Origin of the sequence: Streptomyces sp. T39 (assembly GCF_008042045.1) — a bacterium.
Classification (GTDB): domain Bacteria; phylum Actinomycetota; class Actinomycetes; order Streptomycetales; family Streptomycetaceae; genus Streptomyces.
Genome location: NZ_RDBP01000050.1, coordinates 16,828 through 31,146, shown reverse-complemented (window position 1 = coordinate 31,146; position 14,319 = coordinate 16,828). Strand labels below are relative to the sequence as shown.

Annotated in this window: 13 protein-coding genes and 3 pseudogenes; 14 read left to right on the top strand and 2 right to left on the bottom strand. The window is 72.9% G+C overall.

The genetic code is table 11. From position 1 onward, the window contains the following. Window positions 1-77 precede the first annotated feature (77 nt). From EAO77_RS30520 to EAO77_RS30500, 5 genes are read left to right on the top strand one after another with little or no spacing between them, the layout of a single operon-like run. A complete protein-coding gene (locus tag EAO77_RS30520; protein WP_147991570.1) occupies window positions 78-1,046 on the top strand; it encodes a fumarylacetoacetate hydrolase family protein in 969 nt (322 codons plus the stop codon). After that, the gene (locus tag EAO77_RS30515; RefSeq protein WP_147991569.1) at window positions 1,043-1,795 is read left to right on the top strand and encodes an SDR family NAD(P)-dependent oxidoreductase; all 753 of its coding nucleotides are present in this window, start codon (window positions 1,043-1,045) and stop codon (window positions 1,793-1,795) included. The genes EAO77_RS30520 and EAO77_RS30515 overlap by 4 nt, the downstream gene beginning before the upstream one ends. Further along, on the top strand, window positions 1,792-2,571 hold the full coding sequence (locus EAO77_RS30510) for an SDR family NAD(P)-dependent oxidoreductase (protein WP_147991568.1): 780 nt from the start codon (window positions 1,792-1,794) through the stop codon (window positions 2,569-2,571). Before EAO77_RS30515 ends, EAO77_RS30510 begins: the two co-directional genes overlap by 4 nt. Before the next feature lie 9 nt (window positions 2,572-2,580). Continuing rightward, window positions 2,581-3,336: a CoA transferase subunit A gene (locus EAO77_RS30505; protein WP_147991567.1), complete on the top strand. Its 756-nt coding sequence runs from the start codon at window positions 2,581-2,583 to the stop codon at window positions 3,334-3,336. Further along, complete coding sequence (locus EAO77_RS30500; protein WP_147991566.1) at window positions 3,333-3,983, top strand: CoA transferase subunit B; 651 nt, start codon at window positions 3,333-3,335, stop codon at window positions 3,981-3,983. The genes EAO77_RS30505 and EAO77_RS30500 overlap by 4 nt, the downstream gene beginning before the upstream one ends. A 170-nt stretch (window positions 3,984-4,153) precedes the next feature. On the opposite strand, the gene EAO77_RS30495 is transcribed toward EAO77_RS30500, so the two are convergent. Beyond that, window positions 4,154-4,534 (bottom strand): hypothetical protein, encoded by a 381-nt coding sequence (locus tag EAO77_RS30495; protein WP_147991565.1) that lies wholly within the window; start codon window positions 4,532-4,534, stop codon window positions 4,154-4,156. A gap of 210 nt (window positions 4,535-4,744) precedes the next feature. Between EAO77_RS30495 and EAO77_RS40535 the strand changes: the two are divergent. From EAO77_RS40535 to EAO77_RS41510, 5 genes and pseudogenes are all read left to right on the top strand, one after another. Then, window positions 4,745-5,272: pseudogene (locus EAO77_RS40535) on the top strand (type IV secretion protein Rhs); the annotation flags it as partial. 277 nt (window positions 5,273-5,549) lie between these two features. Continuing rightward, on the top strand, window positions 5,550-6,590 hold the full coding sequence (locus EAO77_RS30485; protein WP_147991564.1) for a 3-oxoacyl-ACP synthase III family protein: 1,041 nt from the start codon (window positions 5,550-5,552) through the stop codon (window positions 6,588-6,590). Between the two features lie 94 nt (window positions 6,591-6,684). After that, window positions 6,685-7,866 carry a spore photoproduct lyase family protein gene (locus EAO77_RS30480; protein ID WP_187283485.1) on the top strand — a complete coding sequence of 394 codons (1,182 nt, stop codon included), beginning with the start codon at window positions 6,685-6,687 and terminating at the stop codon, window positions 7,864-7,866. 85 nt (window positions 7,867-7,951) lie between these two features. Then, window positions 7,952-8,131 (top strand): DUF6480 family protein, encoded by a 180-nt coding sequence (locus EAO77_RS30475; protein WP_147991563.1) that lies wholly within the window; start codon window positions 7,952-7,954, stop codon window positions 8,129-8,131. 121 nt (window positions 8,132-8,252) lie between these two features. Next, a pseudogene (locus tag EAO77_RS41510) lies at window positions 8,253-8,840 on the top strand (DUF2470 domain-containing protein); the annotation flags it as partial. 140 nt (window positions 8,841-8,980) lie between these two features. On the opposite strand, the pseudogene fecE reads toward EAO77_RS41510, so the two are convergent. Then, window positions 8,981-9,121 (bottom strand): annotated as a pseudogene (gene fecE, locus EAO77_RS30460) (Fe(3+) dicitrate ABC transporter ATP-binding protein FecE); the annotation flags it as partial. Between the two features lie 279 nt (window positions 9,122-9,400). Here fecE and EAO77_RS30455 point away from each other — a divergent pair. The 4 genes from EAO77_RS30455 to EAO77_RS30440 all read left to right on the top strand — a co-directional run bounded on the left by EAO77_RS30455 (window position 9,401) and on the right by EAO77_RS30440 (window position 14,297). Further along, the gene (locus EAO77_RS30455; RefSeq protein WP_280521570.1) at window positions 9,401-10,210 is read left to right on the top strand and encodes an ABC transporter ATP-binding protein; all 810 of its coding nucleotides are present in this window, start codon (window positions 9,401-9,403) and stop codon (window positions 10,208-10,210) included. Continuing rightward, entirely contained in the window at window positions 10,207-11,190 is a 984-nt protein-coding gene (locus EAO77_RS30450) for an iron-siderophore ABC transporter substrate-binding protein (protein ID WP_147991560.1), read from the top strand. Before EAO77_RS30455 ends, EAO77_RS30450 begins: the two co-directional genes overlap by 4 nt. Before the next feature lie 4 nt (window positions 11,191-11,194). Next, entirely contained in the window at window positions 11,195-13,282 is a 2,088-nt protein-coding gene (locus EAO77_RS30445; protein ID WP_147991559.1) for an iron ABC transporter permease, read from the top strand. Between the two features lie 559 nt (window positions 13,283-13,841). After that, a complete protein-coding gene (locus tag EAO77_RS30440) occupies window positions 13,842-14,297 on the top strand; it encodes a pyridoxamine 5'-phosphate oxidase family protein (protein WP_147991558.1) in 456 nt (151 codons plus the stop codon). Window positions 14,298-14,319: the final 22 nt, after the last annotated feature.

Below are 14,319 nucleotides of genomic sequence, written 5' to 3'. Positions count from 1 at the left end.
CGGGGGCACGGCACTCCTGTCAACGCCCTGACTGCCTGCCGCGCCCCCGGGTCCCGCCCCACCCCGCAGGAGCCACCATGCGCTTCGCCTCCTACGTCTTCCGACACCGGCACCACGTCGCCGTCCTCGACGACGGTGTCCTCCACCCCCTGGCAGGAGTGGATTCCCTGGCCGAATTCCTGGCCCGCGGCGGCGGCCTGCCCGCTCTGCTCGACGCCGGCACGGCAGCGCTCCGCGCCCCCGCCGGTCCCCCGGTGTCCGCCGTGCGGCTGCTGCCGCCACTCCAGCCCTCCTCCATCCGCGACTTCGTCACCTTCGAGGAGCACGTCGAGGGAGTCAGGCGCTCCATGAGCGGCGCGGTCGGTGTCCCCGATCAGTGGTACGAAGCGCCGACGTTCTACTTCACCAACCCCCATGCGGTCTACGGGCCGAACGACGAGATCCCGATGCCTCCCGGTTCGGAACTCCTGGACTTCGAACTCGAGGTGGGCGCGGTCATCGGCCTCGAAGGCCGGGACCTCGGCCCGGAGCAGGCACGCGACCACATCATCGGCTACACCGTGTTCAACGACTGGTCCGCCCGCGACCTCCAGGCCGCCGAGATGCAGGTCGGACTCGGACCGTGCAAGGGCAAGGACACGGCCACCACCCTCGGCCCCTACCTCGTCACCGCCGACGAGCTCTGCCCCTACCGGGACGACGACGGCTTCCTCCGCCTCGCCATGACCGCGCAGATCAACGGCACGACCGTCGGCACCGACCTGCTGTCCAACATGAGCTGGACCTTCGAGGAGATGGCGGCCTACGCCTCCCGCGGCACCGTTGTCCGCCCCGGCGACGTGCTGGGCTCCGGCACCTGCGGCAACGGCGGCTGCCTGGCCGAGCTGTGGGGCATCAGCGGCCGGCGTACGCCCCCGCCCCTCGCGCCCGGTGACACGGTGACGCTCACCGTGCAGGGCCTGGGCACCGTCTCCAACACCGTCGTAGCCGGCAGCGCACCCGTCCCCGTCCAGCGCGGCCGGCGCCGGACCAGGGAGCGCCCGTGACCGGCACCCCCTCCGGCCGCCTGGCCGGCAAGGTCATCGTCGTCACGGGAGCCGGCCGGGGGCAGGGCGCCGCGGAAGCGGCCGCCATCGCCCGCGAAGGCGCCCATGTCGTCGCCGCCGACATCGAACCCGAGGGCGACTGCCGGGCCCTCGATGTCACCAGCGGCGAACAGTGGGCCGGTCTCGCCGCGGAACTGCGCACCACCCACGGCCGCGTGGACGGGCTGGTGAACAACGCGGGCATCACCTGGCGCGCCCGGCTCGACGAGGTGAAGCCGGACGACTTCCACCGCGTGCACGCGGCCAACGTCACCGGCACCCTGCTGGGGATCCAGCACCTGGCCCCGCTGATGCGGCCCGGGGCGTCCATCGTCAACGTCGGCTCGTCCGCGGCGCTCACGGGCCACTACCCCGTCGCCTACACGAGCAGCAAATGGGCACTTCGCGGGCTGACGAAGACCGCGGCCATGGAGCTCGGCCCGCGGGGCATCCGGGTCAACATCGTGCACCCCGGCTACATCGAGACCCCGATGACCGCTTCCGCCGCGCCCGCGTTCCGCGACGCCAACATCCGCGAGACCCCGCTGGGCCGGACCGGCACCGTGGACGAGATCGCTCCGGTCGTCGTGTTCCTCCTGGCGGACGAGTCTTCGTACGTCACCGGCGCCGAGATCCCCGTGGACGGCGGCCTCACCGCCCACGGCGGCGTCAAGTCGGTCTCCGACGCGCTGCGGCCGGAAAGCCCGTGAAGCGCCTCGACGGGAAGGTGGCCCTGATCTCCGGCACCGCCAGCGGCCTCGGCCGGGCGACGGCCGTACGCTTCGCCCGCGAGGGTGCCCTCGTCGTCGGCGGCGACCTCGACCACGCCGGTGCGCTCGACACCATGCGGCTCATCGCCCGGGAGGGAGGCACCGCCCTCGTCCCCTGCCGGCTCGATGGGATCACGGAGGTCTCCGTCCGGGCCTGGGTGTCGGAAGCCGTCGACGCGTTCGGCGCCATCGACATCCTGTGCGCGAACGCCGACGCTGTCCGCTTCGGGCCCGTCGCGACGCGGCCCCACCCGGACTTCAGCACCACCGTCCGCGCGGAACTCGACTCGGTGTGGCTGTCCGCCCAGGCAGCCTGGCAGCACCTGACGGCGGCACGCGGGTGCATCGTCGCCCTCGGCCCGACCGCCGGGCTCGGCATCTCCATGACGAACCAGCACACCGCCCATGCCGCGGCCGAAGGTGGCGTCATAGCTCTGACGCGGCAGCTCGCCGCGGAAGGCCCCCCGCACGGCCTGCGCGCCAACTGCATCAGCCCCCGCCTGATCGACACGGAAGAGTCTCGGGCACACCTGGCGGCCGCCGACCACCCCATCCGCTCCATCGACCGGCACATACCCCTCGGGCGATGCGGGACGAGCGACGACGTCACGAACGCGGCGGTCTTCCTCGCCTCCGACGAGGCGTCCTGCATCACCGGCTCCCACCTCGTCGTGGACGGCGGCCGGTCCGCCGTCCCGCCGGGACACGCACCATAAGGATCTCTCGTGGACAAAGTCTTCCCCGACGCCGGCCAAGCCGTGGCCGACATCCTCGACGGCGCCTCGGTCGCCGTCGGCGGCTTCGGCCTCAGCGGCATTCCGGACGTTCTCATCCGAGCCCTGCACACAGCGGGCGCCACCGACCTCAAGGTCGTGTCGAACAACTGCGGCACCGACGACCGCGGCCTCGGCATCCTGCTGGCCGCCGGCCGGATCTCCCGCGTGACGGGCTCCTACGTCGGTGAGAACAAGGAGTTCGCCCGCCAGTACCTGGCCGGAGAACTGGAAGTCGAGCTGGTGCCGCAGGGCACGCTCGCCGAACGTCTGCGGGCCGGCGGCACCGGCGTCCCCGCCTTCTACACCCCCGCCGGCGTCGGCACCCAGGTCGCGACCGGCGGACTGCCGTGGCGCTACGGCTCCGACGGCACGGTAGAGGTGGCCTCCCCTCCCAAGGAGACCCGCACCTTCCACGGGCGGCCCTACGTGCTCGAAGAAGCCATCACCACGGACTACGCGCTGGTACGGGCCTGGCGCGGCGACCGGCACGGCAACCTCGTCTTCCGGAAGTCCGCGGCGAACTTCAACCCCCTGGCCGCCATGGCCGGGCAGGTCACCGTCGCCGAGGTCGAAGAACTCCTCGACCCGGGCGCCCTGGACCCGAACGAGATCCACCTGCCGGGCGTCTTCGTCCAGCGCGTGATCGCCCTCAGCCCCGAGCAGGCCGCCGACAAGACGATCGAGAAGAGGACCGTACGCCCATGAGCTGGACCCGTCAGCAGATGGCTGCCCGCGCGGCGGCCGAACTCACCTACGGCTCGTACGTGAACCTCGGCATCGGGCTGCCCACGCTGATCCCCGATCACCTGCCCCCCGGGCTGCATGTCACCCTGCACTCCGAGAACGGCATCCTCGGCACCGGCCCCTACCCTCGCGAGGACGAGGTCGACCCCGACCTCGTCAACGCCGGCAAGGAGACGGTCACCGTCCTGCCCGGCGCGTCCTTCTTCGACTCCGCGCTGTCCTTCGGCATGATCCGCGGCGGCCACATCGACACCGCCGTCCTCGGTGCCATGCAGGTCTCGTCACGCGGAGATCTGGCCAACTGGATGATCCCCGGCAAGATGGTCAAGGGCATGGGCGGCGCGATGGACCTGGTCCACGGGGCCCGGCGCGTCATCGTCCTGATGGAGCACACGGCCAGGGACGGCAGCCCGAAGCTCCTCACCCGGTGCACGCTTCCCCTGACCGGCGAGAGGTGCGTCGACCGCGTCATCACGGACCTCGGCGTCCTCGACGTCACGGAGGAGGGCCTGGCCCTGGTGGAGACGGCGCCGGGCGTCGGCATCGAGGACATCACCCGGCTGACCGAGGCTCCGCTGCGCATCGGGCACCCTCATGCGGCGTGCTGAACAACGCATGCGCCTCGGGATGACAACCGAAGACGGAGCACGTTCGGCAAGAATCGCGGCAAGGGCGGGAAGGCAGCAGGCCGCAGGCGGCCCCGAGGGCGCTTGGGACCGAGGGGCCTGCGCGCCGTAGCTTTTCACGCCGTACGGCGTGGTTGTGTTCAGTGGCCCGACTAACGTGCCGTTGTCAGTGGGTTGTTTGCTTGGTGATGTCGAGGGTGCGGGGGTACGAGCACAGTCACGATGCCGGCGGCGACGAGCATGGTGAAGAAGCCGACGAGTCCGGTCTGGGTCAGGGAGTCGACGAATGCTTCGGCTGCGCGGGATGCCAGTTCTCCGTTGCCGGTCTGCGCGGCGACTTCGATACCTCCACCGACCGACTCCCTGGCGGCTTCCGCTTGCTGGTCGTTCAGGTCGTATCCGGCCAGAACGCTGTCGCTGAGGCGCGCACTGTAGGCGGCTGCGGCAATGCTGCCGAGGACGCTGCCGAGTTCGTAGGCGGTCTCCTCAAGAGCGGCGGCATTGCCGGCCTTCTCCTGAGGGCTTCCGGACATGATTCGGTCTCGGCTCGGGTGCGGCGTCGCCCCGGGCTCAGCTGGAGCGGTCGTGCAGACCGGGCTCAGTACGGTAAGGCAACCTCTGCACGCGCACCTGATGTTTCTCAAAGTCATACAGCTCGGACCGGGAACCCCGTGGAATCCGCAGTACGCACCATGGAATGCTGACACGTCTTGGATCTTCGATTCGCAACGGGGCTGATCAGGGTGGGATACACCATTCCCGAGGGCGTCGACACGATGCTGGACGTCGTGGGCGTGGGGTGGCCGAACGTCGACGAGGACGCGTACCGCGACATGGCGGACGCGCTGCGGGAGTTCGCGGACGACGCGGACGACGACGCGGGCTCGGCGCACGGCCACATCCAGCGGCTGCTGTCGACGGGCCAGAGCGAGTCGCTGACGGCGCTGGACAAGCACTGGCAGAAGGTCCAGGCGAAGAACAAGGACCTGGCGGGCGCGGCGCGGATCATCGCCGGGGCGCTGGACCGGGTCGCGGACATCATCGTGGCGCGCAAGATCGCCGCGGTCGGCGAACTGGCCGACCTGTGCGCGACGGTGGGCATCGCGCTGGCGGCGGCTCCCTTCACCGCCGGACTCACCGCGCTGCTGGCGGGCGGGAAGATCGTCGCGACGCGGATCGCGTTCAAGAAGATCCTCAAGGAGATGGCGGAGGCCGCCGTCTCCGAGATCGTCGCCGTGCTCACCCAGCCCGCGGTGGCGGCACTGGAGAGCGGGCTAGGGGGAGGTAAGGGTAGGTCCGGGCCGCCGGGGGTGCGTACCGTATCCGGCATCGGGGCGGGCGGGGCGAGGACGCCCCGCACCGCCGCCGCGGCGCGGCCGGTGGGTTCCCCGCCGCTCCGAGAGGCCCGGTCCGGCCGGCGATCCCGGCCACGGCCCGAGGGCCCGGCGCGCGTACGACGGCCCCCGGCGGCGACGACGGCCCGGCGGCAACGACTCCAGAGCAGGACGCGTGCGCCGCGGGCGCCGCGTCCCGGAAGGGAACGCCCACATGACACAAGCGACGGACACGTCCGGCACGCGGATCGGGATCCTGTCGACCGGCTCCTACCTGCCCAAGGAGGAGGTCTCCAACGAGGAGATCGCCGCCCGGGCGGGGGTCACCGCCGAGTGGATCGAACGCAAGACGCAGATCGTGTCGCGCCGTTGGGCGGCGCCGTACGAGGCCACGTCCGACCTCGCGGTGCACGCGGCCCGGCGCGCTCTGGAGCAGGCCGGGATGACGGCCGGCGAGATCGACTACCTGGTGGTGTCGACGTCCACGGGCGACTTCCCGCAGCCGCCCACCTCGTACCTGGTCCAGGACGCCCTCGGGGCGCACGGCGCCGCCTGCTTCGACATCAACGTGGTGTGCAGCGGGTTCGTCTACGCGCTGGAGCTGGCGCGCAGTCTGACGCAGGGGCGTCCGGGCTGCCACGCGCTGGTGATCGGCGCCGACCTGTACTCGCGGATCCTCGACCTCGAGGACCGCCGCACGGCGGTCCTCTTCGCCGACGGCGCCGGTGCCGCGGTCGTCGGGCCGGTGGCGGAGCCGTACGGGATCGTCGGCACCGATCTGTCCAGCCACGGTGCGGCGCACGATCTGATCCGGGTGGAGGCCGGCGGCAGCCGCCACCCCGCCTCGCACGAGACCGTGGCCGAGGGCGGCCACTTCTTCCGGATGAACGGACGGGGTGTGCGGGACTTCGTCGCCGAGCACGTGCCGGGTGCGCTGGTCGCGCTCACGGACCGGCTGGGCGTCGGCATCGGCGAGGTCGACCACTTCGTCCCGCACCAGGCGAACGGGGTGATGCTCGGGGAGGTCGTCCGGCTCGCCGGACTGGAGCGGGCGACGACGCACCGCACTCTGCAGAAGTACGGCAACGTGGGCAGTGCCTCGGTACCGGTCGCACTGGACGAGGCGAACCGTTCCGGCGCACTGCTGCCGGGTGATCTGGTGCTGCTCGCCGGTTTCGGCGGCGGTATGTCGCTGGGGGCGTCCCTGGTGCGCTGGGGCGTGGGCGCCCCGGGCGGCGGTCCGGCCGGCGGGTGACCGCCGCCGCCCGCGGCGGTGTCCTCCGGGTGCGGCCGGGGGACACCGCTCACGGGTGCCGTGTCACCCTCGGGCCGGTGTGTACGGTTTCGGTGTGAGCACCTTCGGAACGCCGTCCGGGCCCACGGAGCCCGACGCGCTGTTCGGCCTGGAGGAGATCCGCCCCGGTCCGCCGGTCCCCCGGCCCCCGGGGCCGTCCTTCCGCACCTCCGAGGAGGCCCGGCGGATGCTGGAGGTGCGGGAGATCCACGCCGAGCCGGCGGCGGCGGCCTCGCCGCGGGGCCGGGAGATCCTCGCGCGGTTCCCGGACGCCGAGGTGATCCCCGTCGACTCGCACTGGCGCATCCCGGGCCTGCACGGCAATCCGGGCAACGCCGGGAACTGGGTGCGGATCAAGAAGACCGTGCTGGTCCTGGGCGAGAAGAAGACGCTCACGGTCCGGCCCAACGGCCGGTCCGCCGACTGGATCGCCCCCGGCGCCTCCAACGGATGCGCGATGGCGTGCGCCTACTGCTACGTCCCGCGCCGCAAGGGGTACGCCAACCCGGTCACCGTCTTCACCAACATCGAGCGGGTCATCGGCCGCCTGGGGCGGCACGTGCTGTCCCAGGGGCCGAAGAGCGAACCGAACCAGTGCGACCCCGAGGCGTGGGTGTACGACATCGGCGAGAACGGCGACTGCTCGGTGGACGCGCTGATCAGCGAGAACACGGCCGATCTGGTGCACGCGTTCTCCCGCTGGCCCACGGCCAAGGCGTCCTTCGCCACCAAGTTCGTCAACCCCGATCTGCTGCTGCTCGACCCGCGCGGGCGCACCCGGATCCGCTTCTCGGTGATGCCCCCGGACGACGCCCGGCTGCTGGACGTCCGCACGAGTCCCGTCGAGGACCGGATCGCCGCGGCAGGGGACTTCGTGGAGGCCGGCTACGAGGTCCATTTCAATTTCTCCCCGGTCGTCATCAGACCCGGTTGGGAGGAGGCGTGGGCCGGGCTGCTGCGCAGGATGGACGACGTCCTGCCGCGCACGGTCAAGGAGCAGGCCGCCGCCGAGGTGATCATGCTGACCCACAACCAGGACCTGCACGAGGTGAACCTGGCCTGGCACCCGCGGGCCGAGTCCGCGCTGTGGCGTCCCGGGATCCAGCAGCCCAAGCGCTCGGAGAACGGCGGCTGGAACGTGCGCTACCGCAACGGCGTCAAGGGTGAGGCGGTGGAGACCGTGCGCCGCCTGGTGGAGCGCCACACACCGTGGCTCCCGATCCGCTACGCCTTCTGACGTCCGGCGGCGCGCGTGCCGGCGCACCGGGCCGCAGCGGGCCGCAGCGGGTGCGCCGTCGCGCGGTCTCCGCGAGCCTGGAGACATGACCGATCCACTGGTACCACCCGAGGAGACCCCGCCGGCGGAGGGCTCCATCGCCGAGGCCCATGAGGAACGAGCGGACGGAGGCCCGTGGGAGCACCCGGGCATCTGGGTCTGGCTGATCGTGGCCGGGGCCGTCGTCATCGCCCTGTTCTTCATCTTCCGGCTGATCTCGCTGTAGCCGTCCCGGGGCGCCCCGCCCCACGGCCGCCCTCGGCGCGCCGCGGGGCCCCTCGTCACGTCGTCCGACCCGGACAGCCTCCTTATTTGTTAGGTTAGCCTTACCTAACAAAGGAGAGACGATGATCCCGGCGAAGAACCGCGTCGACGAGCCCGGCACCGCCGAGCGCATCCGCTCCGTCGTCGCGGCCGCCCGGTCGCTGAGCCTGACCGCCGACGACAGCTGCTACGACCTGGTCGCCATGCACAGCGTCGACCGCAAGGGCCGGCTGCTGCTCCACGCACCGGCGGACAGCCCGCTCGCGGCCCAGGCCGCCCACGCACCCCGCGGTGACCTCCCGGCCCTCCTCGAATTCACCGACATCGCCCCGACCGGTGTCCGCGACCGGGTCCGCGCCAAGGTCACCCTGGCCGGCCGCCTCACCCCGTGCGACGCCCGCGCCGCCTCCAGGACGCTCGTCCTCCGCCTCGACCTGGTCCGCGCCGGCATCGAACGGCGCGGGCGCGTGGAGCACATCGGCCCGGAGGACTTCGCGCGCGCCGAGCCGGACGTGCTGGCCGCGCAGGAGGCCGCGATGCTGCTGCACCTCGTCGACGACCACCAGGACGTCGTCGACCGGCTCACCCGCCTCACCGACCCCGGCGCCCTCCAGGACGCCCTTCGCGTACGGCCGTTGGCGCTCGACCGCTTCGGCATCGTGCTCCGCTTCGAAGGCGCGGGCGGCCACACCGACTCCCGCATCGCCTTCCCGGGCCCGGTCGCGGACACCGGTCGGGGCGATGTCGGTGAATTCGAGGAGGGCCGGGAGGTCACCGCGGGGTGCGTGGGCGGCCTGGGCCGCGAGCGGGCGGTCAGGCGCAGGGCGCGGTCGACGGCCGCCCGGCCGCCCGGGTCGGCTCCGCCCCAGCGCCCGCGGTACGGGTAGCGGCCGAACTCGACGACGTCCCGGACGGTCAGGCCGCTGGGTGTGGGACGCGCCTGGGTGCGCAGCGGGGACGCCGGTGGCGACCGCCCGTCGTCCGCGCCGCCTGCGGCACCCCGCGCGCCGACGACCCGGTCCGGGGCGTCACCAGGGGCGACTTTCGGCCGCCGGGGGGCCCGTCCGCCGGGTCGCTTCCGTGCGCCGGGCCGTGCGCCCGGCCGCTTCACCTGCGGGGCTGCGAAAAGTTTCCGCCCCCTGCTGAACAGCAAGGTTTAGGTTAGGCTAACCTTCGCAGCGTGAGATCTGCTGAAGAAGCGGCCAACGCACCCACCGTGGGCGGGCACACCATGTCGGCCACCGGCGTCACCGTCGCCTACGACGGTGTCGACGTCGTGCACGACGCTGCCATGACCCTGCGGCCCGGCCGTGTGACCGCCCTCGTCGGGCCCAACGGCAGCGGCAAGTCGACGCTCCTGCGGACGCTGGCACGGCTGCAGCGCCCCCGGAGCGCCACCGTCACCATCGACGAGGAGACCGACGCCCTCGCCCTGAGCCCGCGCGAGTTCTCCCGCCGCGTGGCCCTGCTCACCCAGGCGCGTCCCACACCCAGCGGCCTGACCGTCCGGGACGTCGTCGAGTTCGGCCGCTACCCGTACCGCGGGCGCTGGGGCGGAGCCGACCCGGGCGGCCGGGCGGCCGTCGACCGCGCCCTGCGCCTGACCGGCGTCGAGGAGCTCGCGGAACGCGGCGCCGAGCACCTCTCCGGCGGCCAGCTGCAACGCGTCTGGCTCGCCGGATGCCTCGCGCAGGACACCGGTGTACTGCTCCTCGACGAGCCCACGACCTACCTGGATCTCCGCTACCAGATCGAACTCCTCGACCTGGTGCGCGACCTGGCGGACGACCACATGATCGCCGTCGGCGTCGTCCTCCACGACCTCGACCAGGCCGCCGCCGTCGCCGACCGCGTCGTGCTGCTCGAAGCCGGCCGCGTCATCGCCGACGGCCTGCCCGAGGAGGTGCTGACGCCCGAGCGGCTCACCGCCACCTACGGCATCCGGATCGAAGTCGACACCGACCCCCTCACCGGTCGCCTGCGCACCCGCGCGATAGGCCGCCACCACACCAGAACCGAAAGGCTCGGCACACCCTCATGAGACGCCTCCTCGCCACCGCGGCCACCGTCGCCGCGGCGCTCGCCCTGTCCGCGTGCGGCACCACCGAACCGGCCGCCGACGACACCGACAAGGCCTCGGCCGAGCCCACGTCCATCACCCTGACCGACGCCACCGGCGCGAAGGTCGAGCTCGACGGCCCCGCCAAGAAGGTCGTCGGCACCGAGTGGAACGTCGTCGAGAGCCTCGTCACGCTCGGCGTCGACCCCGTCGGCGTCGCCGACGTCAAGGGCTACAAGGCCTGGGCCGCGGGCGTCCCGCTGAAGAACGAGCCCAAGGACATCGGCACCCGCGGCGAGCCCAGCATGGACACCGTGGCCGCCCTCGCGCCCGACCTGATCGTCGCCACCAGCGACCTGCCCGCGCCCGCCGTGAAGCAGCTGCGCGAGGTCGCCCCGGTCCTCACCCTCACCTCGGCCGACGGCAAGGACCAGATCGGCCAGATGCTGAAGAACCTGGACCTCATCGCCCAGGCCACCGGCACCGAGGCGAAGGCGGACGAGACCAGGAAGTCGCTCGACGCCAAGATCGCCGAGGGCAAGAAGGCCCTCGCCGACGCCGGACTCGGCGGTGCCCGGTACGCCTTCGCCGACGGCTACGCCCAGTCCAACCAGGTCTCGGTGCGCCCGTACACGTCCACCTCGCTGCTCGGCGCGGTGAGCGAGAAGATCGGTCTGAAGAACGCCTGGAAGATGGAGGGCGACCCGGCCTACGGCCTCGCCTCCACCGACGTCGAGGGCCTCACCTCCCTCGGCGACGTCCACTTCGCCTACATCGGCAACAAGACCGACGCCTCCAGCGACCCGTTCGGCAAGGAGCTCGCCGACAACGCCGTCTGGAAGAACCTGGAGTTCGTCAAGAAGGGCAACGTCCACCGCCTGGACGACGGCATCTGGATGTTCGGCGGACCCGTCTCGATGGAGGCGTACATCGACGCCGTCGTCGCCGCGCTCACGAAGTAACGCGATGGCCGTCACCGCAACCACTCCCGACACCCGCCGGCCTTCGCAGGACCAGCCGGACACGAAGGCCACGCCGCGGACGGGCGCGGCCGCGGTGACGGCCGCGCTCGTGCTGCTCGTCGCGGCACTCGCCCTGGTGGACATCACCCAGGGCACCGCCGCGGTCGGCGCGTCCGAGGTCATGAAGGCGCTCACCGGCCGGGCCGACCCCGGCGACGCGTCCGTCGTCATCGCCTCCCGGCTGCCGAGGATGACCGCCGCGATCCTCGTCGGGTTCGCCCTCGGCCTCGCCGGCGCCGCCCTCCAGGCGGTCAGCCGCAACGTGCTGGCCTCGCCCGACACCCTGGCCGTGAACGCCGGTTCCTACCTGGCGCTCGCCGTCGTGTCCGTCACCGGCGTCTCGCTGCCCTTCATCGCCTCGTCCGGCGTCGCCCTCATCGGCGGACTCACCGCGGCCGCCGTCGTGCTCGGCCTCTCCGGCCTCGGCTCCGGCACCGTGCGCCTCGTCCTCGCCGGCACCGCCCTGATGCTCGGCCTCACCTCGGTCACCGAGGGACTCCTGCTGCTCTTCCCCGAGCAGACCGAGGGCCTCTACCAGTGGAACCAGGGCAGCATCGGCCAGAACGGCTTCGACGGCGTCCTCCAGATGCTGCCACTGGCCCTCGTCGGACTCGTGGGCCTGCTGCTCGCGGGCCGCCGGGTCGACGCCCTGGCGCTCGGCGACGACGCGGCCCGCGGCCTCGGCGTCCCGGTCCGTGCCACCCGCGTCACCGTCGTGACGCTCGCCGCACTGCTGTCCGCGGCCTCCGTCACCCTCGCCGGACCGATCGGGTTCGTCGGACTCGTCGCCCCGGCGCTGGTCCGTCCGCTCGCCCGCCGGTTCCGGGGCTTCACCAGGTCCCGCAGCGCGATACCGGTCGCCGGACTGACCGGTGCCGGACTGGTGCTCGGCGCCGACGTCCTGCTGCGCACCTTCGTCAGCACCGACCTCGCCGTCGCCGTGCCGACCGGAGTCGTCACCAGCATCGTGGGCGCCGTCTTCCTCGTGGTGATGGCCGTCCGGGTCAAGGACACCGCCGGCGCCGCCGCCGTCGACCGGCTCCGCATCCGCAGCCGGGCCGTCTTCCTGACGACCGTCGGCGTCCTGGTGGCGGCGCTCGTCGGCATCACGATCGCCGGTGTGCTCATCGGAGACGCCAAGCTGCTGCTCGGCGACGTCGTCAACTGGGCGCAGGGCAACGCCGGCAGGTCCATCACCTTCGTCCTCGACACCCGGGTGCCCCGTGTCGTCGCCGCGATCCTCGCGGGTGCGGCGCTGGCGCTCGCCGGGACCCTGATCCAGGCGGTGACCCGCAACCCGCTCGCCGAGCCGAGCGTCATGGGCGTCTCCGGCGGAGCGGCGCTCGGCGCGGTGCTCCTGGTCACCACCGTGCCGCTGGCCGGATCGTGGAGCATCGCGGGCGCGGCCTTCGCGGGGGCCGCCGTCGCCGCGGTCTTCGTCTTCGGACTGTCCGCCCGCGGCGGCTTCCAGCAGAACCGGCTGGTCCTCGTCGGCATCGGCGTCGCCACCGGCACCACGGCACTCATCAGCCTGCTCATCGTGCTGACCGACCCGTTCAACGCGACGAAGGCCCTCACCTGGCTGTCCGGCTCCACCTACGGCCGGACGATGCCCGACGCGCTGCCCCTGCTGGGCGTCCTCGTGGTGAGCGCCGTCGCGGCGACCGTCCGGCGCACCGAGCTCGACCTCGTCTCGCTCGACGAGAACACCCCGCGGCTGCTCGGACTGAGCCTGGCCCGCACCCGGTTCGGGTTCCTCGCGGCGGCCGTCCTGCTGAGCGCCACCTCGGTGGCAGCGGCGGGCACCATCGCCTTCGTGGGCCTGGTCGCCCCGCACGCGGCGCGCGCCCTCGTGGGCCGCCGGCACGTGCGGGTGCTGCCGGTCTCGATGCTGCTGGGCGCGGTGCTCGTGTGCACGGCGGATCTGCTCGGCCGAACGGTCATCGCCCCGGCGCAGCTCGGCGCGGGCCTGATGACGGCGGTGATCGGCACGCCGTACTTCCTGTGGCTGCTCGTCCGCAGCCGCCGCTAGCCCGGCCGGCCAGCCGACCGTCTCGCCCGGAGCCCCGGGGGCAACCGCCCCCGGGGCTCCGGGCGTTCCGCGTGGGGCGCGGCGGTGCGGGGGTTTCCCTGGCCGCGCGCCGGGGTTCCCGTGGCGGCGCGCGGCCGGTGCCGGGTCTGCACGGCCGCCCGCCGCTCGGGGCGGACCGCTCCCGGTTCCGCCGGCCCGTCCGGCGCGCGACGACGCGGCCGCAGGCCGCTGCCGGCCCGTGAGCGCCCCTTTCCTCGGACGCGCCGTGCGCGCGATCGGCGCGGGGTCGCCACCAGCAGGACCACGACAGCGCCGCGCCCCGCCGCGGCAGCGGAGAAACGGGTGCGCGGTGCTGCGGAACGCCCGAGTGTGCCCGCAGAGCACCGACGCAGGAAGGATCGTGCACCGGCCCGGGGACGGGCTCTGCGCCCCGCCCGTGGTCCGCCCCGGGCGCCGGCCGGGCCGGGCCGTCGGCCATGCTGGCACCGGGCGCCGGGCACCGGCCGGTGCCCGGCACGCCTGTCCGGCCCACGGCCGGCCGACCGAACGGAAGCGGCCCATGACCACCGACGCACCCCGCACCCTCGACGAGCGGCTGAAGGACACCCGCCGGCGCTTCGAGACCGACGTCGACGTCTGGGTCGCCACCGCGGACGCGGACGGCGGGCCCTACCTCGTGCCGCTGTCGTTCCGCTGGGACGGCGAGACGTTCCTGATCTCCACCCACCGCACCAACCCCACCGCCCGCAACCTGCTCGCGAGCGGCCGGGTGCGCCTCGCCTTCGGCGCGACCCGCGACGTCGTGCTCGTCCACGGGACCGCCGCCGTGCTGGAGGCGGAGGACCTCGCTCCGGGCGAGGCCGACGCCTTCGCCGCCCACACCGGCTTCGACCCGAGGGCGGCCCGGCCCCCGTACCCGTACTTCCGCGTCACCCCGGTGGACATCCAGGCGTGGCGCGAGGTGAACGAGATGCGGGGCCGTGACCTGATGACCGACGGCCGCTGGCACGGCTGACCCGCCCGGTGTCCCTGACGAC

Excerpts from the sequence above, each read along its gene's own strand:
- EAO77_RS30455 (WP_280521570.1), top strand. The coding sequence starts at position 9,401 with ATGTCGGCCACCGGCGTCACCGTCGCCTACGACGGTGTCGACGTCGTG.
- EAO77_RS30445 (WP_147991559.1), top strand. The coding sequence starts at position 11,195 with ATGGCCGTCACCGCAACCACTCCCGACACCCGCCGGCCTTCGCAGGAC.
- EAO77_RS30440 (WP_147991558.1), top strand. The coding sequence starts at position 13,842 with ATGACCACCGACGCACCCCGCACCCTCGACGAGCGGCTGAAGGACACC.
- EAO77_RS30450 (WP_147991560.1), top strand. The coding sequence starts at position 10,207 with ATGAGACGCCTCCTCGCCACCGCGGCCACCGTCGCCGCGGCGCTCGCC.
- EAO77_RS30485 (WP_147991564.1), top strand. The coding sequence starts at position 5,550 with ATGACACAAGCGACGGACACGTCCGGCACGCGGATCGGGATCCTGTCG.
- EAO77_RS30475 (WP_147991563.1), top strand. The coding sequence starts at position 7,952 with ATGACCGATCCACTGGTACCACCCGAGGAGACCCCGCCGGCGGAGGGC.
- EAO77_RS30520 (WP_147991570.1), top strand. The coding sequence starts at position 78 with ATGCGCTTCGCCTCCTACGTCTTCCGACACCGGCACCACGTCGCCGTC.
- EAO77_RS30500 (WP_147991566.1), top strand. The coding sequence starts at position 3,333 with ATGAGCTGGACCCGTCAGCAGATGGCTGCCCGCGCGGCGGCCGAACTC.
- EAO77_RS30495 (WP_147991565.1), bottom strand. The coding sequence starts at position 4,534 with ATGTCCGGAAGCCCTCAGGAGAAGGCCGGCAATGCCGCCGCTCTTGAG.